This is a genomic window from Streptomyces sp. NPDC059994 (assembly GCF_042737755.1).
GTDB lineage: Bacteria > Actinomycetota > Actinomycetes > Streptomycetales > Streptomycetaceae > Streptomyces.
The window spans coordinates 29,773-49,887 of sequence record NZ_JBHWUR010000052.1 but is presented as its reverse complement, the minus strand read 5'-3'; the positions used below and the strand labels follow the sequence as shown (position 1 = coordinate 49,887).

The window sequence follows — 20,115 nt, the reverse complement described above, 5'->3', positions numbered from 1 at the left end:
GCACGTGCCGGTGCCGGCGACCGTACGCTCACGCTCCCGCGATCGCTGCCCCGGCCTCCCGGCACACGGGGCAGCGGTCCTTCCCGTCCCGTGAACTCCGGATACACCGCACGCCGCCGAGCCCCGCCCCCGCGCTCGCCCTCCCGGCGATGCCGCAGACAGTCGGCCGGCACGGTCCCGGAAATCGCGATCGACCCGCCACTGAACGTGGCGACGAGCGTGCCCCAGTCCACGTCTGCCTCCCCACCAGTCCTGCGGCCGCGCTCAGCCCCCGACAGCCGCCTGGTACTGCTCCGCCGTGAGGAGGTCGTCCGTCGGCTCGTCCTGGGCCGGGGTCAGCTTGAAGAGCCAGACTCCGTACGGGTCGGTGTTGACCGTTTGCGGGGTGGCGACGGCGTCCGCGTTGGTGGCGACGATCTCGCCGGCGAGCGGCGCGTAGATGTCGTTCGCCGCCTTCACCGATTCCACCGTGCCGACGGCCTCCTTGCGGGAAACGGTCTTTCCGGCGTCGGGCAGTTCCAGGAACTCGATGTCGCCCAGGGCCTGCCGTGCGTAGTCGGTGAGGCCCACCGCGAGGACGCCGTCGCCCTCGTCTCGGACCCACTGGTGGAACAAGGTGTAGCGCAGGTCGGTGGGAATGTTCGACATGCTCGGGCTCCATTCGGCACACGCGGCACACTCGGCACACGTACGTACCGTCCACGGCGGACGATCACTAGAGCAGCTTGCCTGTCCGGCGGCCGTTGGGAGACGGTTTTTGGACACCGGGGAGATGTGAAGAAACACACCGTCACAGGTTGCGGGCGATCGTGCTGATGACCTCGTCCAGGGCGATCTCCTTGAGCCCCGTGCCCGCCACCGAGGGGACGAACAGGGTCTTGTCCCAGGTCTCCGCGATGTCGCGCCACGGCTTCTGCTCCGGCGCGAAGATCAGCAGTCGCTTGGCGGACTGGTCCATCACGGCGCCGTCCTGGCCCTCGCGGCCCCACTGGTCGTGGAGTTCGTCCAGGCTGCGCGGGTAGACGTCGACGTCCTCGGGGGAGGCGGACGCTCCGGCCCCGCGTCGGGGCGACCACCACGGCGGGCGGGCCGAGGGGGACTTGGCGGTGCGCCGGCGAGGGGTGTGTCTGCCCAGGGGGTGGGCCGGCGCGTCGGTGAAGAGGACGACGATGTGCCGCCGGTCGTCGCTCGACTCGTTCCTCGCCGACCAGGGCGACCGGACCGCGAGCGCGAGCGCCTCCAGGCCCGACTCGGGGACGTCGCCCCCACCGGTCGCCCTGAGCCCCGCGATGAACTCCGCGAACTCCGCGTCCTGTTCGGGCAGATCGAGGAACGAGGTGCGCTCGATGACGCGGTCGCGGTCCGCGCCGAAGTCGCGGAAGGCGATCACCCGTAACCGCATGCGGCCGATGTCCATCCCGCGCCGGGCCATCACGGCCTTCAGCCGCCCGTGGAAGGACAGCGCCCCTTCCTTCACCTGTTTCAGGACCGGGGACATGCTGCCCGTCACATCGATGCAGAGCACGATGTCCACAGCCCAGCCGTCTGTCGCCGGAGCGTCCGGCATCGCCCCACCCCCGCCGCCGAGTTGCCCGCGCCGTTGCGCGGACATCAGGCTGAAAGGGTGGGGGAGGCGGCGGCGTTTTGGGAAGGGTGTGTGCCCGACGCGGTTGCCCGACGGGGTGGTGTCCGGCACGGGACTCCGTGCCGGACACCACCCCATCACGCGCGCTGTGCTCAGCAGGCCCCCAGGTCCTGCCAGACACCCCACTCACCGGTGGTGCCGGGCTCCTCGCCCTGCGTCCACCACTTGGCCTTCCAGTGGTGGCCCTTGTGCGACACCTGCATACCGCCCGTGTAGACGGACGTGGCGTTCCACGGCGTGGCCGTGCACTGGTGGCCGTTTCCGCCGGTGATGGTCAGCGTGTACGTGGCCGAGTGAGCGGCGGAGGCGTTGGAGCCGGTCACGGTGAGGGTGTATGTGCCCGACACGGCCGCCGAGGTCGTCGACACCGTCAGCGTGGACGAGCCGCCCGCCGTCACCGAGGTGGGGCTCAGGGAGGCGGTGACCCCGGCCGGGGCGCCGCTGACGGTGAGGTTCACGGACTGCGCCTGGCCCGCCGTGACCGCCGTCTTGACCGTGGTGGTGGCCGAACTGCCCGCCGTCACCGAGCCGCTGGCGGGCGAGGCCGTCACCGAGAAGTCATGGGAAGGAGCAGTGGTACCCGAGGTGAAGGGCTCGAAGATGTGGCTGAAGTCCCAGGTGTTCTGCTGGATACCGGAGCAGTTGTCCGCGGCCGCGCCGCCGGGGCAGCCGCCGTTGTCGCGCTGGAGCGCCCAGAACGAGAGGGTGTTGATGCCCTTGGAGACCGCCCAGTTGTAGACCTGGGTGGCGTTGGCCGGGGTGAACGTCTCGGCGGGCCCGAAGTCGTCGACGCCCGGCATCTCGGTGACGCCGATCATGCCCCACAGCTGGGCCGAGGTCTTGCCGGGGTACAGCTGGGCGAGCTGGTTGTACAGCCCCTGGGCCGCCGTCTGGGTGTCGTTGGCCATGTTGTGGGAGGCGTTGTCGTAGTAGTCGAACGTCATGATGTTGGCGACGTCGACACGCGCCCCGTTGCTCACCGCGTTGCGGAGCACGGCGAGGCCGCTGGAGGCGAGACCCGAGGTGGTGGTGGGGAGGGTGTACGAGATCTCGACCTTGCGGCCGTTGGCCGTCGCCCAGTCCTGGACCTGCTTGATCGCCTTGTTGCGCCGGTCGATGCCGGCGCTGTTGTCCAGCGAGTCGACCTCGATGTCCATGTCGAGGCGGGAGAGGTCGTAGGTCGTGATGACCTTCTCGTACGCGGCGGCGATCTGGCCGACGTCGGTGCAGCTGTCGGCGATCTCGGTGCCGGTGGTGTCCGCGGTGTAGCCGCCGAAGGAGGGGATGACGTCCCCGCCGTTGGCCTGGATGGTCCTGATGTCGCTGCCGAAGGTGGACGAGGCGATCGGCATACCGCTGTTGCCGTTCCAGTACGGCGTGCAGGAGCCCTTGGACGCCGTCTGGATGAACGCCATCGTCAGGTGCTTCGCGCCGGACTGGGCAGCCAGCGCGGCGGGGCTCTCGCCGGTCCAGGCTTCGAAGTAGGGGGCGAAGACATGGGCCGGCAGAGGGGTCGCGGCCTGGGCGGAGCCACCGCCGAGCACGGTGAGGCCCGCCGTGGCCACGGCGGTGACGGTCGCGGTCAGGACCGCGCGGAGGGTACGCATGCGTCTCATGTCCGTCCAAGGTGTGAGGGGGGCGTCCGCCAATTCCCGTGGGGCGCGGCGGTGTTGGATAGGGGATATCTCCGCGATCAGAGACATGTCAATGGACTGGACCAAAATAGGACTAGACCAATTTCGGGGGATGGGCGGCTGCGGCGTTGGTCACCGGGGATGCGGCGCACTGGACCACTGGCCGTGGGAATTTCGGGGGAGAGGTGGTGCGGGGCGGCGCGGTGCCCCGGCGGCGTCACCCGTACGCCCCATGCCGTTCGCAGCCCCCCGCCGCCGTGGGTACGTTCGGACCGTCGATCGTTCACACCCGCCCGCCGCCCAAGGAGAAGCGCTCATGGCCGGTCTCGTACGGAAGAGTTTCGATGCGCCGGAGGAGGTCCGTCCGTTCGAGGACGGCAAGGGGCGCCTGGAGCTGGTCAATGTGGGCGGGGGGCAGGTCGGCCGGGCCACGTTCGAGTCGGGCTGGAAGTGGTCCGAGCACGTCAAGCCGATCGCGCAGACCGACAGCTGTCTGGTCGCCCACGCGGGCTATGTCGTCTCCGGCCGCATGAAAGTCGTCATGAACGACGGCCAGGAAGAGGACTTCGGCCCCGGCGACTACATGAACGTCGCGCCCGGCCACGACGCCTGGGTCCTCGGCGACACCCCGTGCGTCGTCGTCGACTGGATGGGCTTCTCGGACTACGCCAAGAGGTAGCCGCACGCACCCACCCCCACACGCGTACGCACCGCGCCTCCTCCGCCTGGAGGGGGCGCGGTGCGTCGCGACTGCCGCGCGAACGGCCGGTTTCCGTCTGTCCGTTACGCCGTTGCCTCGCGGCGGAACAGTGCGGTCCACAGGAACGGCTCACCGAAGCGCGGGGAGTCCGGTGGCTCGTTGCGCATGCGGCGCAGTTCGACCTCCGCGAGGTCGGAGAAGATCCAGCGCAGGGACTCCGGGGTGTAGGCGAGGCCGCCATGGAGGCCGTTCTGGCGGTAGAAGTCGCCGTCGGGGAGTTCGGATCCCATCTCCCCGGACGCGAAACAGCTGAGGGCGAGATGGCCGCCGGGCGCCAGCGTCCGGTCGAGCAGGTCGAGATAGCTGATGCGCCGGTGCGGCGGCAGATGGTGGAAGCAGCCGGAGTCGTAGACCAGGTCGTACGGGCCGGCCAGCACCGTGTCGGCGAGCGTGAACGCGTCACCGCGGTGGAACCGGATGTCGGCCCCCGCCTCCTTGGCGCGCTCCTCGGCCCAGTCGATGGCGCCCGGGGACAGATCGACCGCGTCCACCTCGAAGCCCAGCGCGGCGAGGTGGAGTGCGTTGCGGCCCGGCCCGCAGCCCAGATCGAGCGCCCGGCCCGGAGTGATCAGCCCGCGGTCGAGATACGAGACGAGGTTCTCGTCCGGCTTCGCCACGAAGAACGGCACCGGCTTGGTGTGGTCCGCGTAGAACTCGTCCCACCAGGTCGCCGCGCCGGCTGTCCAGCGGTCGGCCTCGGGTGCGAACAGGCCGTCCATGAGCTTGAGCACGTCGTCGATGGTGCGGATGTTCCGGTCCATCCGGTCCCCCCTTTCCCTGTCCCGTGATCGTAGGTATGACGGACACGAAAGGCCAGATCAGGCGGGGTGTGGGGAGGCCGTGGGCGGCCGCTTGAGGGCCTTTCATGATCATGGAAAGGGTCCCACCCGCGGGTGGGGGCGCGATGCCGCCCCAGAGCCTTCCCGCGGCCTTCTCGGGGGGGATTGCCGAGGCGGTTGGGCGGGGATTCTCAAAACCAGTTGGCCGGTGTTCGGGGTGAGCCGATACTGGCGCGATGTTCTCGGACGACGATGCCGCCGCACTCTACGACCTGCTCAGTCCCTGGGACCCCGCACGATGGCCCGCCGACGCGTACTACGACGGGCTCGTCATGGCCGCGGGTTCCGTCCTGGACGTCGGCTGCGGTACCGGCGCGATGCTGCACCGGGTGCGCGAACACGGCCACACCGGGCGCCTGGTGGGCCTCGACCCGGACCGGGCCGCGCTCGCCCGGGCCCGGCTCCGTACCGACGTCGAGTGGGTCGAGGGAACGGCGGCGGACGCCCGGTGGGAGGGGGAGTTCGACCTCGTGACCATGGTCAGCCACGCCTTCCAGTGCCTCGTGGGCGACGACGACCTGCGGGCCTCGCTCACGGCGATCCACGCGGCGCTGCGCCCCGGGGGTCGCTTCGCCTTCGAGACCCGCCATCCCCGGGCACGCGCGTGGGAGGAGTGGAACCCGGCGAACGCGACCGAGGTCGTCGACGCCGCCGGGCGCGAGCTGCGCGTCTGGTACGAGGTCGAAGCCGTCGTCGGGGACCTCGTCACCTTCACCGGGACGACGGCCGGGGCCGACGGCACGGTGCTCCGCGTCGACCGTACGACCCTGCGCTTCCTCGACGCCACGACGCTCGACGCCTTCCTCGACGACGCGTGGTTCGACATCGAGGCCCGCTACGGAGACTGGCACGGCGGCCCCGTGACCGACTCCAGCCGCGAGCTCGTCACCGTGGCCCGCCGTAGGTGGACGGGACCGGTGGCGGGCGGCACCGTCAGCGGTTCAGCGGCCGGGACCGGTGCCCCGATGCCTCGTCTATCTCGATGTGGGCCTTCTGCAACAGCTGGGACGCGAGGTCCATCAGGACCCGCGAGCCCGCGATCTCCTCTCCGACCCGCAGCTGCTCGGGGTCCGAGGGGTGGCGCATGGCGTAGCCGTGCCCCTTCACCTCGGTGCCGTCACCGAGTCTGACCAGGCCCACCGCGCTGGTGCGGTCCCCGACCTCGGAGAACTCCAGCTCCACATGCCACCCGACCAGTGTGGTCATGACGGATCACCTCCAGGACTCGCCCGTACCTCCAGGGTCCCTCCGCGGCGCCCCGGCCGCGACGCGGAGCCGGGGTGCGGCGGCCGCCAGGCGTTCCTACCATGGATGCCAGACCCCGGAGGACGCGATGACCAGCGAGCCCGACCCGCATCTGGCCATGATCCGCGACGTGGTGCCCCGGACCCCGGAAGGCTGCGAGGACTGTATGCGCCTGGGCTCCCCGTGGGTCCATCTGCGGCTCTGCCTCATCTGCGGCCACGTCGGCTGCTGCGACTCCTCCCCGCTGCGCCACGCCCGCGCGCACGCCGCGAGCGAGGAGCACCCCGTTGTGCGCTCCTTCGAACCCGGCGAGGACTGGCGCTGGTGCTTCGTCCACGACGCCCTGGTCTGACGTCGGGGCGCGGGCCGTCGACCATCCCACCACCTGAACAACGTGCCGCGCCGTACCCAACGTTGGGGATACCGGGCGCCGGGCACGTGGTTCGACGATGGACGGGCGTCACGGCGACGGGGGCAGTGGAGTACGGACGGAGACCGGTTCGGCCCGGGGGAGACGGTGGCGCGGCGGGGCGAGCGGTGCTGGAGGGCGCGTTCTCGCTGCTGGAGGCGCCGGCGCGGGTGGGGGAAGGGGGACTGCGCGAGCCGGCGGCCGGCGCGGGGCCGTCCAAGACCACCGTGCACCGCATGCTCGACCAGCTCGTGGTGCTGGACGCGGTGGAGCGCCGGCCGGGCCGGTAGCGCACAGGCCGGCGATCGTCCGGCCGGGGCGGGCCTGGAGCCCCGGCCGGCCGCTGCGCACAGCCGCCGCCGTGCCGCTGCGGCACCTCGCCGCGGCCACCCGCGCCGGCGTCAGCGCGACGGCGCCGGGCACCGGGAGCCCGCTGGTAGTGGCCGCGCTGCCCGGCGAAGTGGACGACGTCTTCCCGCTGTGGGCCGGCGTGGTCCTGCCGCCCGGGAGCGCCGCCGAGGTGGTCCTGGTGGCAGGCGGACCGGCCGCGGCGCCGTCCGAGGGCCACCGCGCCGCGCGCCGGCGGCGAGGGATCGAGGTGGCGCGCGAGCAGGGCACGGCCGTCGACCATGACGAGGCCGACGTGCTGGTGGCCTGTCTGGCGGCGCCCGTCCGCGCCCCCTCGGGACAGGTCGTCGCCGCGCTCGCCGGGTCCGTCCTCGACCGCCGTCTGCTCGCCGGCGCGGGCGAACCGCTGCGCCGTGCGGCCCGCATGATCGGCGCGAATCCGGTACGGATGCCGCAGGCGTGGCAACTCTGGGGCACGGGCGCGGTGGCCGCCGAAAACGGTCGCCGCCGAAAATCGTGGGGGCGCGGCCCCGGACCGTGTTTCCATGACGCGGTGAAGAGCGAGAACACCGACCTGTCCGGCGCCCGCCCGGCCCCGTACGTACGCCCCCGAACGGATCACGACCTCGACGCGTGCGTCCACACGCTCGCCGCCGTCCACGAGCACGACGGCTACCCGGTGAACTGGCCCGACCGCCCGGGCGACTGGCTAGCCCAGCCGTCGCTCCTCTCGGCCTGGGTGGCGGAGCTGGACGGCCGAGTCGCCGGTCATGTCGGTCTCTCGCTCAGCGGTACGGGGGATGTGGCGCCCGGTCTTTGGAGCGCGCGCACGGGGGTGAGCCGCGACGCGACCGCCGTGGTCAGCCGGCTGTTCGTCGCTCCCGAGGCGCGCGGCCACGGGCTCGGACGGCTGCTTCTGGCCCGGGCGGTGAGCGAGGCCCGTGCCCGCGGTCTGCATCCGGTGCTCGACGTGGTGGCCTCCGACACCGCGGCGACGGCACTGTACGAACGCCTGGGCTGGGAGCTGCTGGCCGAGGTCGAGCAGGAGTGGGGGCCCCGGCAGAGGGTGGCCGTCCGCTGCTATGCGGCGGGCGGCTGACGGCGCCGGGGCTCCACCCGCGCTCAGACCGCCGCGTGCGTCTCGCGCAGGAAGTCGACGAGTACGCGGTTCACCTCGTCGGGGCGCTCCAGGCCGGGCAGATGGCCCGCCCAGGGGAGTTCGAGGTGGCGGGCATCGGCGAGCAGAGTGCTGAGGTGGACGGCGATCTGCCGGAAGTCCGCGAAGTCGTGGTCGCCGGAGACGAGCAGGGTGGGGGCGGTGATCGCGGAGAGGTCGGGCTCGACCTTGATCTGGCCGAACTCCTCTTCGGCGGCCAGCTGGACGTCGAAGGCGTTGCGCTGCATCCGGCGTACCAGCTCGCGGGCGGCCGCGTCGGCGTCGGGGCCCACCCAGGCGTCCACGTTGAGGTCGGTCGCCCCGGCGATGTCACCGGCCTCGATCAGCGCGTCCTCGCGGTCGCCGAACGCCTCCAGTTCGGCACTGGGTTCGTGTCCGGCCAGCGCGGTGCAGAGCAGCGTCAGCGAGGTGACCCGCTCGGGCCGGCGGGCCGCGATCTCCAGCGCGACCCGGCCGCCGCCGGAAGACCCGATCAGCGCCGTGCGCTCGATGCCGAGCGAGTCCAGCAGGGCGACGACGTCCTCTGCGTTGTTGTACGGCCGGTCGGGCATCGGCGTCTCGCCGAAGCCCCGGAAGTCGCAGCGCACGACCTGGTAGCCGGCGCCGACGAGCGCGGGCACCTGCGGGTCCCACATCCGCCGGTCGCAGACGGTGGAGTGGAGCAGGAGCACTGCGGGGCCGCTTCCGACCACATCATGGGAAAGAATCACCGGGCCACAGTAGATGATCACACGCGCGCCGCACGCCCCAATTTTCCGGCCGCACGGTAGTCCGCCGGATTCTGTGCCTCGGTACCGTCGGCTGCCGTCGGCAACGTGGCCACGGGCCACCAGAAGTCATCCCGGTTGCCGTCCTCGGTGGGGGTGTCGGTCTCCGGCTGTTCGCCGGTCGGGCGTCGAGTCATACGGTCAAGTGTGGTCGGTGAGGCGCCCGTTGAGGAGTCGATTTCTAGAACAGTTTTCTACAGATTGCTACGCTAGGGTTGCCGTCATGGCAGACAGCATCCCGATCGGTGCCCCCTGGGGCACCCCAAGCGCCCGAGGTCGACGCGGCGGGCACGGTACGCACCGAGCGGGGCCCGGTCATGTCGCCTAGGCAGCAGCGCGGTGAGGTCACCATCGACCGCCTGCTGACCGCCGCGTTGCGGGTGTTCGCCGAGTCGGGCCAGCAGGGATTCACCGTCAGTGCCGTCACGCGCGCCAGCGGGGTCAGCCTCGGCAGCCTCTATCACCACTTCGGCAGCTTCGACGGTCTCGCCGCCGCTCTCTACACCCGGTGCATGGAGCAGCTGTTCGACGAGATGACCGCCGTGCTCACCCGGGCGCGTACCGCCCGCACCGGCGTCCGCGCGCTCGTCCAGTGCTATCTGCGCTTCACCGAGGAGCACCCGGACGTCGCCCTCTTCCTGCACGCCTCCGCCTACTCCGGCTACCTCGCCGCGCACGCCGACGAGATCCGCAGGGCCAAGGCGAACAAGCTGGCCGCCATCGCCGCCTGGCTGGGCCCCCGAGTCGAGGCCGGCGAGATCGCGCCCCTCCCCTCGCCCCTGATCGACGTCCTCATTCTCGGGCCCCCGGCCGAAACCGCCCGCCGCTGGCTGTCCAGCACGTACGACATCGATCTCGCCCAGGCGTACCGGATCCTGCCCGACCGGGTCTGGCGCTCGCTTCAGCCGGACTGACCGGAGGGGACGCGGGCGGGGGCCGGGGCGGCGGGCACGGCCCGGCGCGCGCTCCTGAGCGTCGCGGGGCCCATCGCGTACGAGGCCACCAGGATCATCCCGCCGAGCAGCAGCCATCCCGGGCTGCCCCAGTCCACCAGGAGCGCGGTCAGCAGGAGCGGGCCCAGGGTGCGGGCGACGGTGACGCCCGTGCCGAACAGGCCCTGGTATTCGCCGATCCGGTCGGCCGGTGCCAGATCGAAGCCGATCTGCCAGGAGCCCGCCGAGTGCAGCATCTCGGCGACCACCAGGAGCACCGAGCCGCCGACGAGCGCCGCGGCGGCCACCCACGGTTCGTCGCCCGCGGCCGACAGGGCGAAGACCGCGCAGGCCGCCAGCATCACCGCGCCGGAACGGCGCACGGCCCGCACGGCGCTCTCAAGTCCCTTGACGTTCCGGGCTGTTCGCACCTGAAAGAGCATCACCGCACCGGTGTTGAGCACGAACAGCGCCGATACCAGCCACGCCGGTGCGGCCGTGCGCTGAGTGATCCACAGCGGAATCCCCAGGCTGAGCAGCGGCATCCGCAGGAGCAGCACGGTGTTGAGGAGCGCGACGACGACGTACGGGCGGTCCCTGAGGACCGTCGGGCCGCCGGGCCCGCCGGTGGGCGACGGCACGGGCGCGACCCGGGGGAGCCGTGCGAGCAGCAGCGCGCACACCAGGAAGCTCGCCGCGTCCAGGGCGAAGACCGTGAGGTACGCGCCGGTCGTACCGGAGTGCAGGGCCACGCCCCCGAGCGCCGCGCCCACGGCGAGCCCCGCGTTGAGCGTGGCCTGGAGGCGCGCCAGTGTCGCGGTCCGATCCCCCTCGGCCACCAGCCCGGCGAGAAGCGACTGACGGGCCGCCGACAGCCCCGACTGGGCCGTGGCGTAGAGGCAGGCGGCCAGGAGGAACGGTACGAAGGAGCGTACGACCAGGAACGACGCCACCGCCGCGCTGGTAGCCAGGGCGAGCAGCACCGCCGTCCCCCGGGGCCCGCGCCGGTCCGCGAGCCGTCCGAGCGGTACGCCCGCGACCGAGCCGACCGCCCAGGCGAGGGTCAGCCCCAGGCCGATGCGCGCCGGGGCGAGGCCGACGACGCGCGTGAAGTACAGGGCGGAGGTGACGAGGTACGCGCCGTCGCCGACGGAATTGGTCAGTTGGGCCAGCGCGAGAAGGCGCCGGGGGCCTGTGGGGGACACCGCTCTGGTCGTCATGCACTGGACACTATGGCTCTGGTGGCCCCTTCCTCTGGTCCATTTCCCATGGGTGTGAGTGGGCCATTTGCCGACCGCCGGGGGGTCGGTGGATCACGCCGCGTCCCGGGGCCTGCGGCGGTGGCGGGCGGCGGGGCCGTGTTCGGTGTGCGGCGTAAGCCGCGGGGGCAGGGCCTTGGTGCTGCCCTTCGGTACGGCGTGCAGATGGCGCCCGCGCTTTCGTACCGCCCCGGGGTCGCCGAACATGCGTTCCTCGTAGCGCGCGAGGGCGAGCAGCGCGCCCAGCATCAGGGGCGGGATCAGTACGGCCACGATGACCACGACGACTCCTCAAAGGCGGACGGGTCCGCTGGACCGCGTAGCCCCGGACGCGCATCGAAAACATCGAGGTGGCGGGGAGGGGGGTGACGAGAGTGATGTTTTCGATTGGAGGAGCCAGGTAATGGGTGACGTATGGTGCAAATTGGCTACACGATGATGACCGAGCAGACCGGCCCCCGCGCCCTCGTCTCCGACCTGGTCGCCGCGGAGCGCGCGGGCTTCGACTTCTCCGTCACCTCCGACCACTACTTCCCCTGGCTGGAATCCCAGGGACACGCGTCCTACGCGTGGAGCGTGCTCGGCGCGGCCGCCCAGGCCACCGCGCGGATTCCGCTGATGACGTACGTGACCTGCCCGACGGTCCGCTACCACCCCGTCGTCGTCGCGCAGAAGGCGGCGACGATGCAGCTGCTGTCCCAGGGGAGGTTCCGCCTCGGCCTGGGCTCCGGGGAGAACCTCAACGAGCACGTGGTGGGCTCCGGCTGGCCCTCTCCGCAGGTCCGCCTGGAGATGCTGGACGAGGCCGTCGACGTCATCCGCGCCCTCTTCGAAGGCGGCAACGTCAACCATCAGGGCGCCTTCTTCGACGTGGCGAACGCACGGCTGTGGGATCTGCCGGACGAGCTGCCGCCCATCGGGATCGCCGTCTCCGGCGAACGCTCGTGCGCCCTGGCGGGCCGCTCCGCCGACCTCGTCATCGCCACCGAGCCCAAGTCGGAGCTGCTCGATGCCTTCGACCGGCACGGCGGCAGCGGAAAGCCCCGCGTGGGCCAGCTGCCGGTCTGCTACGACACCGACCGGGACGCGGCGATCGCCCGCGCGCACGACCAGTTCCGCTGGTTCGGCTCCGGCTGGCCGGTGAACTCGGAGCTCCCGGGGCCGTCCGGCTTCGAGGGCGCCACCCGGTTCGTCACCCCGCAGGACGTGGCGAAGGCCATCCCGTGCGGCGACGACGTCACCGCCTTCGTCGAGGCGGTACGCCCGTTCGTCGACGCGGGCTTCACCGAGGTCGCCCTCGTCCAGATCGGCGGGGAGCACCAACTCCCCTTCATCCACTGGGCCGAGACGAAGCTACTGCCCGCCCTGCGCGAGCTGTGACGCCGCCTCGGGGCCGAGCCGGGCCCGAGGCGGCAGGACGGTGTACCCGGGGTTCTCGGCCGAGGCGATCCGGGCGGCGTACACGCCGAGCCCGCGAGCAGCGCGAGCCCGTTCGCGCGGCCACCGCACGCCGGCGCCCGCCCAGTACCGAGCCGACCGCGCCGCGGGCGGTAAGGGTGCGGGCCGCCCGGAGGAGGGCCCCGGCTCGGCCCTCGCGCCAGGTCTCGGCGACCATGCCGAGGCGTCGCCGGGCCGCCCGGGTCGCGGCCGTCTCGGCGAGCGCCGCCGGCGCCGCCGCACACCGGGCCGGGGCCACCTCGTGCGGGAGCCCGACGGCCAGGGCCGTTCCGGCGGCAGTAGCGGTCGCGGTCGCGGCGGAGAGACAGGGCAGTGCGCGGGGGGCGCCGTGCCGGGCGGGCCGGTCGCCGAACCGCTCGCGCACGCCCATGGGGCTTCCACTCGTGTCTGCCGTCCGCGGCCCTGGCGGCCGCACCGCTCCCAGACTCACCCGCCGGAGCCCGGGCCCCGGCGTCGGGGAGCCGCGGCGGGGTACCCGTTCGGCCGACCCCGATGCCCGCGGGGCGCGGTCAGCCCGTGAGGATGCCCGGCAGCGCGAGCGCGCCGAGCAGGGCGGTGCCCGCCAGGAGCCAGGCGACGTAGTCGCCGATGTGGCCGGAGTGCAGCCGCCGCAGCGGCTCGGTCCAGCGGTACGGTTCGGGGCGCGCCTGGCCGCGTACGGCTGCCGCGGCGAGGCCCGCCGCCAGCACCGCCGAGGCGAGCCCGAGGAGTACGCCGGGCGGGTTCCAGTGCGGCGCGTGGTGCGCCTCCACGCCGAACGCCCGGCCGGTCGCCTCCGCAAGGCCCGGCACCAGACCCGTCGCCAGCGACCCGGCGAGCAGCACCGCGGGCACGCCGGTCATGGTGGCGGGCACCCGCCCGATCCGGCCCTCGGTCTCCGGCTCCTCGTCCTCGCCGCTCGTCTCGTACGCCGGTTCGCTCAGGGGCGGGGGCCCCAGGCCGAGGAAAACCCGGGCGGCCACCCTGAGGACGGCGCCCGCGGTGATGGCCGACACGGCGACGAACAGCACGGTGAAGCCGCCGCCCGCCGCCTCCTCCGCGACCGACTTGCCCAGTCCCGTGCCGAACGGCGGCAGCCCCGCGAGAGCCAGCGCCCCCACCGTGAAGAGGACCGCGACGACCGGCAACTTCCGGGCACGGCCGTGCAGTTCGTGCTCGTCGACGCTGCCGTAGCGGTCGAGCAGGATGCCGGTGCAGGCGAACAGGGCGGCCTTCGCGCCCGCGTGGCCCAGGACGTACAGCGCCACCCCGCCGCTCGCCTCCGGCCGCAGCAGGCCGATACCGATGAGGAAGAGCCCGGTGTGGGCGACGGTCGAGTAGGCGAGCAGGCGCTTGATGTGGCGCTGCTGCCAGCACATCACCGCGCCGACCAGCGCGGTCAGCGTGCCCAGCACCACCAGCGCGCGCGTCGCGTCCGGCGCGGGCAGCCCGCCCGGTCCCGCGAAGACGGTGGTGTGGACGCGCCACGTGCCGTACACCCCCAGCTCCACCATGACCCCGGACAGCAGCATGCACACCGGCGTCGGCGCGACCGCGTGTGCGTCGGGCAGCCAGAAGTGGAACGGCGCGGCGGCCGCCTTCACCAGGAGGCCGGTCAGGACGAGGGCGAAGGCGGCCAGGGTGAGTGCGTCCGGCCCGCCGTGCGCGTCCAGGCGCGCCCCGATCTGCCGCATGCCGAGTTCGCCGGTGCGGGCGTAGAGCAGCACGATGCCGGTCAGCGTGGCGTACGCGCCCAGGGAGTTGACCACCCCGAAGGTGAGCGCGCCCTGGACCGCCTTGGCCTCCTCGACGCGGTAGCCGGTCAGGGCGTACGCCACCACGCTCATCAGCTCGAAGAAGACGAACGCGTTGAAGAGGTCGCCGGTGAGCGCGAAGCCGCACATGCCCGCCTGGAAGAGCAGGACGAGCGCGGGGAAGGAGCCCGCGTGGCGTCGCGGCGGCTCGTCGAAGTAATGCCAGGAGTAGACGAGCACGGCGACGACGAGGACGGACACCAGGGCGGCGAGCCCGGTGCCGGGGCCGTCCCCGACCAGGACGATGCCGACGCTCGCGCCGTCCTCGGGGCGCCAGCCGCCGACCCACTCCTCGGCGCCGGGCGAGGAGCGGACGAGCAGGACGACCGCCAGTACGGCCGTCGCCGCCGCGGTGCAGGCGCCGATCGACTCGGCGGCGACCCGCGGCAGTCTGCGCCCTGCGGCCACCAGGGCGGCGGCGCCCAGCAGCGGCAAGGCCACGACCAGCGGCAGCAGATGGTTCATCCGCGCAGCTCGGAGAGCTCGTCGGGATCCACCGTGCCGTGGCGTTTGGCCACCTGCATCACCAGCGCGAGCAGCAGCGCGGTCACCGTCGCCCCGACCACGACATCGGTGAGGGCCAGCGCCTGCACCACGGGGTCGACGACCGGCCGCGAGCCCGGTGCCAGATCGGAGTGGACCGGCGCCGTGGCCCCGTCCCGGTAGCCCACGGCGAGCAGCAGGACGTACGTGGAGGACTGGCAGACCGCCAGACAGCCCACCGCGTGGACCAGATGGCGGCTGGTGGCGAGGCCGTAGCAGCCCGCCAGGAAGATCCAGCCGGCCACCAGATACGGCAGTACGGACATCACCGCGCGCTCGCGCCCCCGTTCATTCCCCTCGTTCCTTCCCGGTTCCGGTGCTCTTCTCGATCTCCACGGCCTGGTCGAGGAAGCGGGCGAGCAGTACCACCACCGCACAGCCCACCTCCATGCCGACCGCCGCGTTCAGCAGCGGCACGGTCCCGCCCGACGCCAGGGTGTTGAACGTGCCGTACGGCAGCAGGGTGTTGGCGAGGAACGCGGAGCCGCCGACGAGTCCCGCGACGCCGAGGATCAGATACGCCGCCTCGCCCGCCGCGTCCCCGACCTCGTACAGCCCGACTGGCCGGATCCGCTCCAGAGAGCGGTAGTCCGCCCCGATGTAGAGCAGGTGCAGTGCGGTCGCCACGACCACGCCGCCCTGGAAGCCGCCGCCGGGGCTCAGTTGTCCGTGCGCGATGACGTAGAGGCCGGTCAGCAGCGCGACCGGCAGCATGATCAGCGCATAGCGGCGGACGGCGGCGGCGACCTTCTCGGGGGCGGGGCGCACATGGTGTTCGTCGCGGGTCTGGCGCAGCAGGACGACGGTCCCGAGCACCGCGGCGAACAGGATGGTCTCCTCGCCCAGGGTGTCGAAGGCCCGCTGGTCGAAGTTGACGGACGCGATGGTGTTGGAGGTGCGGCGGGCGAGGGAGGCCTTGACGGCGCGCTCCCCGTACGGGTGGACGTCGCCGCCGAAGCCCGGCAGCCGCAGATACGCGGCCGCGAGCAGCACGGCCACGCCGAGGCTCCCCACCGCCAGCACCCACATCCGCAGCCGCCGGCTCACCGGCCGCCGTCCTTCTCCTGGCCCCGGCGACGGACCTTGCGTACGGACAGCAGGATCAGCAGCGGGGTGAACGCCGAGCCCACCGCGAGCTGGGACAGGGCCACGTCCGGCGCCTGCAGGACGGTGAACAGGACGGCAAGGGCGAGCCCGAGCACCGCGAGCACCAGCGCCTGGTGGGCCGGGTCGCGGACCGCCACCGCCGCGGTCGCCGCCACGGCGACGAGGAACAGGGAGAGGACGGTGAGCACATCAGCCATGGGATGCCGCCTCCGCGTTCTGGTAACCGCCCGACACCGCCCGGGACGCGATGACGTTCCCGGCGACCAGGAGCGCCCCGGTCACCAGCAGCTTCACCATGGCCCGGCCCGGTCCCGTGGCCGCGCACACCGCGACGACCACCGCCGTGGTGGCCAGGGAGGCCACCACGGTCAGCACACGGGTGTGCGGCGGACGGGGGGAGAGGTCGTCGGCGAGCAGCCGTGCGTAGACCAGGGTGCCGACCGGGCCGAGCACGGCGAGCACCAGGGAGAGGTCGGTGTACGACGGCCGCTGGTAGCCCTGGGCGAGCAGCAGCATGACCAGGCAGACGGCCGATGTGCCGAAGTTCTGGGCGACGACCCGGCGCCCCACCGTCCCGGACGCGACGGCCCACACGACCGGCCCGAAACCTGCCGCGAGCAGTACCGTCGCGGTCCACAGCCACCCGTTCACCGGTCGCTCATCGCCCGCCGGGCCGCGCAGGCGGCGAACGCCGCCAGCAGGGCGCACCCCGCCCCGACGAGCCCCTCCAGGGCGTCGACCGTACTGATGAACACCAGCCACGCGGCCATCAGCAGCAGCCACCACGCGAGGAGTTCGGCGGTCACGGCCGCCGCTCGACCCATCCGTACATCACCTCGACAGCAGTCAGGAACCGGTGGGCGCACCCGTTCGGGCGCACCCGCGTCGCATGGAGTGGGCTCATGAAAGCACCGCGGGCACACGGGCCGCCGACGGCGCGCGGCGCCACCGTGCACCGCACCGCGCGCCCGGTCACCCCGGCTCCTCCGGGCGAGCGGGTACCCGGCGGTCCGCCGGGCAATCCCCCAGAAGGCGGTGCCACGGTTTCGTGAGCACCGGGAGGGGCACCCTGCTCCACGACACAACCGGGGCCGGGGCGGAGCACGCCGCGGCCCGTGCGCCGTGCGGCCCATGTGGCCGGATGCCCGGCGGTCGGAGATGCTCGGTCAGGAGACGGCAGACGACCGGGGCCGCATCCGCGCGCGGTGCGATGGGAAGGGAGCGCACGCCATGCAGGTGGCATTTCTCGTGGCGGCGGAGGGCGTCGAACAGGTGGAGCTGACCGAGCCGTGGGAGGCCGTCACCAAGGCGGGCCACACCGCCAAGCTGGTGTCCACCGACAGCGGGCGCGTGCAGGCCTTCGACCATCTGGACAAGGCCGACACGTTCGCCGTCGACCTCACGGTCGGCTCGGCCCGGCCGGACGACTTCGCCGCACTGGTCCTGCCCGGCGGGGTCGCCAACCCCGACGCGCTGCGCATGGACGAGGACGCCGTCGCCTTCGCGAAGGCGTTCTTCGACCAGGGCAAGCCGGTGGCGGCCATCTGCCACGCGCCCTGGACGCTGGTGGAGGCCGATGTGCTGAGCGGGCGGACCCTCACCTCGTGGCCGAGCCTGCGCACCGACATCACCAACGCGGGCGGCGCCTGGGTCGACGAGCCGGTGCGGATCTGCACCGACGGCCCCAACACCCTCATCACCAGCCGCAAGCCGGACGACCTCAAGGTCTTCTGCGACACGGTCCTGCGGACCCTGCGAGAAGGCACCGATTGAACCCGTGGGTGCGCGATGACGTCCGTGGGAACTGACGGCGAGGACGGCCGCGAGCCGGAGCAGTCGGCCTCCGCGGAACCGGGGCCGACGGGCGGGCGTGCCCGGGGCGTGAGCAGGAAGGGCGTCGGCGGCCGGTCCTGGTTCGCCGTCGGCTTCTCGCTGGGCCTGGGAGCGACGCTGGCGTGGCTGACGGTGCAGACCGTCCTGGAGGTCGGCAGCCTGCTCACACTGCTGCTGCTCGCCGTGTTCCTCGCGTTCGCCCTCGAACCCGTCGTCGTGTGGCTCACCCGCCACCGGATGCGCCGGGGCTGGGCCGTCGCGGTCGTCCTGGTCCTGCTGCTCGCGCTGTTCGCCGGGTTCCTGGCGCTGGTCGTACCCCCGGCAGCCGACGAGGTCAACGCGCTGGTGAATGCCGTTCCCGGCTGGCTGCGGGACCTGCACGACCACAACTCCACGCTGGGCCGCTTGGAGGACCGCTACCACCTGGTGGACAAGGCCAAGCAGCAGTTCTCCTCCGGTGGGGCGGCCGGGCTCGCCGGCGGGCTGCTCGGCGCCGGGAAGTTCGTGGTCGGCGCGATCACCTCGGCCGCCATCGTCATTGTCGTGACGGTGTACGTGATGGCCTTCCTGCCCGCGCTCAAACGGTTCTGTCTGCGCTTCGTGGCGGCCCGCAAACGCCCGCACGCCCAGGAGGTCACCGAGGAGATCCTCAACCGGGTGGGGCGCTACATGCTCGGCAACGTGGCCACCTCGGTGATCGCCGGTGCGGCCACCTTCGTCTGGTGCGCGGTCCTCGGCGTGCCCTACCCCGCGGCTCTCGGCGTCTTCATCGCCCTGATGGACCTCATCCCCATCGTCGGCACCACCATCGGCGGCTTCGTCGTCAGCCTGGTGGCCCTGTCGGTGTCCCTGCCGGTCGCCCTGGCCACCGCCGGCTTCTACGTCGGTTTCCGGCTGGCCGAGGACTATCTGATCGTGCCCCGGGTCATGAAGTTCGCCGTCGACGTCCACCCGCTCGTCACGGTCGTGGGCGTACTGATCGGCGGGGCGCTGCTCGGCATCATCGGCGCCCTGGTCGCCATCCCGGCCGCCGTCGCCATCGGCATCGTCCTGGACGAGCACGTCTTCTCCAGGACGGACGCGTCCTGACGCGCCTGCTGTACGAGGGGAACGCTTTGGTACGGGGCGTCGGCGGTCAGGCCGACGCCGTGCGCGGAAGGCACGGGTGAAGCCGAACCGCGGGGAGTACGCGGGTTCGGGGGTTCGTGCGGGAGGAACACCTCACGAGCTCACGCTCTCAGCGAGGCGGGGGCGACCGGGTCAGACCGTCGCCCGGGACGAGAGGGCGGTCCGGGCGCTGCTCTTCGCAGTGGCCTTGAACGCGGCCATCAGCCCTACCTCCCTTTCATCCTCAATTCGAAACGCCACGAACCCTTGGAACATGTCACTTTGTCGGGAATCATTCCTTGGAATTCATGGGCGGCTGCCATGCGCTAGCTGCTCGGTGACGACGGGGGAGCGGCCGGGGCGAAGGGAGGGCGGGGCGCCGGGCGGCCGTGGCTGAGGTACCGCTCGGCGGCGTGCACCGCCTCGCGTGCCGTGCGCTCTCCCATGAGCACGCAGAGCGTGTAGGCGGTGTCCTCGAAGCGTCTGCGCAGGGCGGGCTCATGGGGCTGTGCCAGGACCGCGCGTTCGTGCGCCCGGTAGTGCGAGAGCAGCCGTGCGAGCGTCTGTTTGTCGGGCAGCAGCATCATGTCCTCCTGCACATGGGCGGGCCCCAGCCCACCCATCCTGACGGGGTCCGGGGACCTGCGCGAGCCGTAGTGCTGCACTCCGTGACGACCCGCCGAAACGGGGCCCGGCGGAGTGACTCCGCCGGGCCCCGCAGCGCCGGGAACCGCTTACTTCCTGAACGCGTCCTTGGCCTTCTCCTTGGCCTGCCGGAGGTCGCCCTTCGACTTCTCGGCACGGCCTTCGGCCGCCTTGCTCTCATTGCCCACCGCGCGGGCCGCGGTCTCCTTGGCCTTTCCCTTGGCCTGCTCGACCTTGGCCTTGGCCTTCTCATTCTTTGCGGTCACGGTACTCACACCCTGATCTTTTCCGAAGTCGGTGGTCACGTCCGAGTCTGACCGTTCAGCGGATTCTCAAACGTCTGCTTCACGCGCCGAGAATTCCTTGGGTACCGCATTCACCACCGATACCAGCGGCTCCGGCGTCCGCCGCCGGCGGCGGGACGCGCGACGAATCCCACCAGCCACAGGACCAGCACGGCAATGGCGACCCACCACAGAACCTGGACCGCGAAACCGGCGCCGAAGAGAAGCAGCGCGAGCAGCAGAACGACAAGAAGGGGAACCATGTTATGCACCTCCACAAAAGCGGGTTCCCCTGTCGGGCCGTGTCATGCACGGTGAATTCCGGACAGG

At 72.1% G+C, this 20,115-nt stretch carries 26 protein-coding genes and 2 pseudogenes; 10 read left to right on the top strand and 18 right to left on the bottom strand.

Translation table 11 applies throughout. The features are described 5' to 3' along the window. Window positions 1-264 precede the first annotated feature (264 nt). The 3 genes from gcvH to ACFWA7_RS24090 form a co-directional block, all read right to left on the bottom strand. The gene (gcvH, locus tag ACFWA7_RS24100) at window positions 265-648 is read right to left on the bottom strand and encodes a glycine cleavage system protein GcvH (protein ID WP_385825129.1); all 384 of its coding nucleotides are present in this window, start codon (window positions 646-648) and stop codon (window positions 265-267) included. A 142-nt stretch (window positions 649-790) separates the two neighbouring features. Then, on the bottom strand, window positions 791-1,567 hold the full coding sequence (locus ACFWA7_RS24095) for a vWA domain-containing protein (RefSeq protein WP_385825127.1): 777 nt from the start codon (window positions 1,565-1,567) through the stop codon (window positions 791-793). A 170-nt stretch (window positions 1,568-1,737) separates the two neighbouring features. Further along, the gene (locus ACFWA7_RS24090; RefSeq protein WP_385825126.1) at window positions 1,738-3,261 is read right to left on the bottom strand and encodes a chitinase; all 1,524 of its coding nucleotides are present in this window, start codon (window positions 3,259-3,261) and stop codon (window positions 1,738-1,740) included. A 334-nt stretch (window positions 3,262-3,595) separates the two neighbouring features. Between ACFWA7_RS24090 and ACFWA7_RS24085 the strand changes: the two genes are divergently transcribed. Next, window positions 3,596-3,958, top strand: a complete 363-nt coding sequence (locus ACFWA7_RS24085) for a cupin domain-containing protein (protein ID WP_385541452.1) — start codon at window positions 3,596-3,598, stop codon at window positions 3,956-3,958. Window positions 3,959-4,062: 104 nt separating this feature from the next. Here ACFWA7_RS24085 and ACFWA7_RS24080 read toward each other — a convergent pair whose 3' ends face one another. Continuing rightward, entirely contained in the window at window positions 4,063-4,800 is a 738-nt protein-coding gene (locus tag ACFWA7_RS24080; protein ID WP_385825124.1) for a class I SAM-dependent methyltransferase, read from the bottom strand. A gap of 254 nt (window positions 4,801-5,054) precedes the next feature. On the opposite strand from ACFWA7_RS24080, the pseudogene ACFWA7_RS24075 reads away from it, so the two are divergent. Then, window positions 5,055-5,522 (top strand): annotated as a pseudogene (locus ACFWA7_RS24075) (class I SAM-dependent methyltransferase); the annotation flags it as partial. Between the two features lie 289 nt (window positions 5,523-5,811). On the opposite strand, the gene ACFWA7_RS24070 reads toward ACFWA7_RS24075, so the two are convergent. Further along, window positions 5,812-6,084, bottom strand: coding sequence for a DUF1876 domain-containing protein (locus ACFWA7_RS24070; RefSeq protein WP_385541455.1), 273 nt, complete (start codon window positions 6,082-6,084; stop codon window positions 5,812-5,814). A gap of 127 nt (window positions 6,085-6,211) precedes the next feature. Here ACFWA7_RS24070 and ACFWA7_RS24065 point away from each other — a divergent pair, with 127 nt between their 5' ends. From ACFWA7_RS24065 to ACFWA7_RS24050, 4 genes and pseudogenes are all read left to right on the top strand, one after another. Next, window positions 6,212-6,475, top strand: a complete 264-nt coding sequence (locus ACFWA7_RS24065; protein WP_385541457.1) for a UBP-type zinc finger domain-containing protein — start codon at window positions 6,212-6,214, stop codon at window positions 6,473-6,475. 227 nt (window positions 6,476-6,702) lie between these two features. After that, on the top strand, window positions 6,703-6,822 hold the full coding sequence (locus ACFWA7_RS24060) for a helix-turn-helix domain-containing protein (protein WP_385825122.1): 120 nt from the start codon (window positions 6,703-6,705) through the stop codon (window positions 6,820-6,822). Window positions 6,823-6,893: 71 nt separating this feature from the next. Beyond that, a pseudogene (locus ACFWA7_RS24055) lies at window positions 6,894-7,253 on the top strand (IclR family transcriptional regulator C-terminal domain-containing protein); the annotation flags it as partial. Window positions 7,254-7,433: 180 nt separating this feature from the next. Beyond that, window positions 7,434-7,979, top strand: coding sequence for a GNAT family N-acetyltransferase (locus ACFWA7_RS24050; protein WP_385541551.1), 546 nt, complete (start codon window positions 7,434-7,436; stop codon window positions 7,977-7,979). A 23-nt stretch (window positions 7,980-8,002) separates the two neighbouring features. Here the strand turns inward: ACFWA7_RS24050 and ACFWA7_RS24045 are convergent, their stop codons facing one another. Continuing rightward, complete coding sequence (locus tag ACFWA7_RS24045) at window positions 8,003-8,767, bottom strand: alpha/beta fold hydrolase (protein WP_385825120.1); 765 nt, start codon at window positions 8,765-8,767, stop codon at window positions 8,003-8,005. Between the two features lie 17 nt (window positions 8,768-8,784). After that, window positions 8,785-8,961: a hypothetical protein gene (locus ACFWA7_RS24040; RefSeq protein WP_385541462.1), complete on the bottom strand. Its 177-nt coding sequence runs from the start codon at window positions 8,959-8,961 to the stop codon at window positions 8,785-8,787. Between the two features lie 180 nt (window positions 8,962-9,141). Between ACFWA7_RS24040 and ACFWA7_RS24035 the strand changes: the two genes are divergently transcribed. After that, window positions 9,142-9,738 (top strand): TetR/AcrR family transcriptional regulator, encoded by a 597-nt coding sequence (locus ACFWA7_RS24035; protein ID WP_385541553.1) that lies wholly within the window; start codon window positions 9,142-9,144, stop codon window positions 9,736-9,738. On the opposite strand, the gene ACFWA7_RS24030 is transcribed toward ACFWA7_RS24035, so the two are convergent. Beyond that, window positions 9,726-10,976 carry an MFS transporter gene (locus tag ACFWA7_RS24030; protein WP_385541464.1) on the bottom strand — a complete coding sequence of 417 codons (1,251 nt, stop codon included), beginning with the start codon at window positions 10,974-10,976 and terminating at the stop codon, window positions 9,726-9,728. The genes ACFWA7_RS24035 and ACFWA7_RS24030 overlap by 13 nt on opposite strands. 93 nt (window positions 10,977-11,069) lie before the next feature. Beyond that, window positions 11,070-11,297, bottom strand: coding sequence for a hypothetical protein (locus ACFWA7_RS24025; protein WP_385541466.1), 228 nt, complete (start codon window positions 11,295-11,297; stop codon window positions 11,070-11,072). Between the two features lie 132 nt (window positions 11,298-11,429). Here ACFWA7_RS24025 and ACFWA7_RS24020 point away from each other — a divergent pair, with 132 nt between their 5' ends. After that, window positions 11,430-12,395, top strand: coding sequence for an LLM class F420-dependent oxidoreductase (locus tag ACFWA7_RS24020; protein WP_385825118.1), 966 nt, complete (start codon window positions 11,430-11,432; stop codon window positions 12,393-12,395). Window positions 12,396-12,982: 587 nt separating this feature from the next. On the opposite strand, the gene ACFWA7_RS24015 is transcribed toward ACFWA7_RS24020, so the two are convergent. Genes ACFWA7_RS24015 through ACFWA7_RS23990 form a run of 6 tightly spaced genes read right to left on the bottom strand, consistent with a single transcriptional unit; the run spans window position 12,983 to window position 16,740 of the window. Continuing rightward, entirely contained in the window at window positions 12,983-14,731 is a 1,749-nt protein-coding gene (locus ACFWA7_RS24015) for a complex I subunit 5 family protein (protein ID WP_385825116.1), read from the bottom strand. Next, window positions 14,728-15,075: a sodium:proton antiporter gene (locus tag ACFWA7_RS24010; protein ID WP_361378109.1), complete on the bottom strand. Its 348-nt coding sequence runs from the start codon at window positions 15,073-15,075 to the stop codon at window positions 14,728-14,730. Before ACFWA7_RS24010 ends, ACFWA7_RS24015 begins: the two co-directional genes overlap by 4 nt. Before the next feature lie 22 nt (window positions 15,076-15,097). Then, complete coding sequence (locus tag ACFWA7_RS24005) at window positions 15,098-15,856, bottom strand: MnhB domain-containing protein (RefSeq protein WP_385825113.1); 759 nt, start codon at window positions 15,854-15,856, stop codon at window positions 15,098-15,100. Beyond that, window positions 15,853-16,113, bottom strand: a complete 261-nt coding sequence (locus ACFWA7_RS24000; RefSeq protein ID WP_385541474.1) for a Na(+)/H(+) antiporter subunit B — start codon at window positions 16,111-16,113, stop codon at window positions 15,853-15,855. The genes ACFWA7_RS24005 and ACFWA7_RS24000 overlap by 4 nt, the downstream gene beginning before the upstream one ends. Then, a complete protein-coding gene (locus ACFWA7_RS23995) occupies window positions 16,106-16,567 on the bottom strand; it encodes an MrpF/PhaF family protein (RefSeq protein WP_385541476.1) in 462 nt (153 codons plus the stop codon). The genes ACFWA7_RS24000 and ACFWA7_RS23995 overlap by 8 nt, the downstream gene beginning before the upstream one ends. After that, on the bottom strand, window positions 16,564-16,740 hold the full coding sequence (locus tag ACFWA7_RS23990; RefSeq protein WP_385541478.1) for a hypothetical protein: 177 nt from the start codon (window positions 16,738-16,740) through the stop codon (window positions 16,564-16,566). Before ACFWA7_RS23990 ends, ACFWA7_RS23995 begins: the two co-directional genes overlap by 4 nt. A 406-nt stretch (window positions 16,741-17,146) precedes the next feature. Here ACFWA7_RS23990 and ACFWA7_RS23985 point away from each other — a divergent pair, with 406 nt between their 5' ends. Continuing rightward, window positions 17,147-17,689, top strand: coding sequence for a type 1 glutamine amidotransferase domain-containing protein (locus tag ACFWA7_RS23985; RefSeq protein WP_385541480.1), 543 nt, complete (start codon window positions 17,147-17,149; stop codon window positions 17,687-17,689). Window positions 17,690-17,704: 15 nt separating this feature from the next. Then, complete coding sequence (locus ACFWA7_RS23980) at window positions 17,705-18,838, top strand: AI-2E family transporter (RefSeq protein ID WP_385541482.1); 1,134 nt, start codon at window positions 17,705-17,707, stop codon at window positions 18,836-18,838. A gap of 344 nt (window positions 18,839-19,182) precedes the next feature. Here the strand turns inward: ACFWA7_RS23980 and ACFWA7_RS23975 are convergent, their stop codons facing one another. The 3 genes from ACFWA7_RS23975 to ACFWA7_RS23965 all read right to left on the bottom strand — a co-directional run bounded on the left by ACFWA7_RS23975 (window position 19,183) and on the right by ACFWA7_RS23965 (window position 20,048). Continuing rightward, entirely contained in the window at window positions 19,183-19,440 is a 258-nt protein-coding gene (locus tag ACFWA7_RS23975) for a DUF5133 domain-containing protein (RefSeq protein ID WP_385541555.1), read from the bottom strand. A 150-nt stretch (window positions 19,441-19,590) separates the two neighbouring features. Continuing rightward, window positions 19,591-19,767 carry a CsbD family protein gene (locus ACFWA7_RS23970; RefSeq protein WP_385541484.1) on the bottom strand — a complete coding sequence of 59 codons (177 nt, stop codon included), beginning with the start codon at window positions 19,765-19,767 and terminating at the stop codon, window positions 19,591-19,593. Window positions 19,768-19,877: 110 nt separating this feature from the next. Continuing rightward, complete coding sequence (locus ACFWA7_RS23965) at window positions 19,878-20,048, bottom strand: hydrophobic protein (RefSeq protein WP_385541486.1); 171 nt, start codon at window positions 20,046-20,048, stop codon at window positions 19,878-19,880. Between the last annotated feature and the right edge of the window lie 67 nt (window positions 20,049-20,115).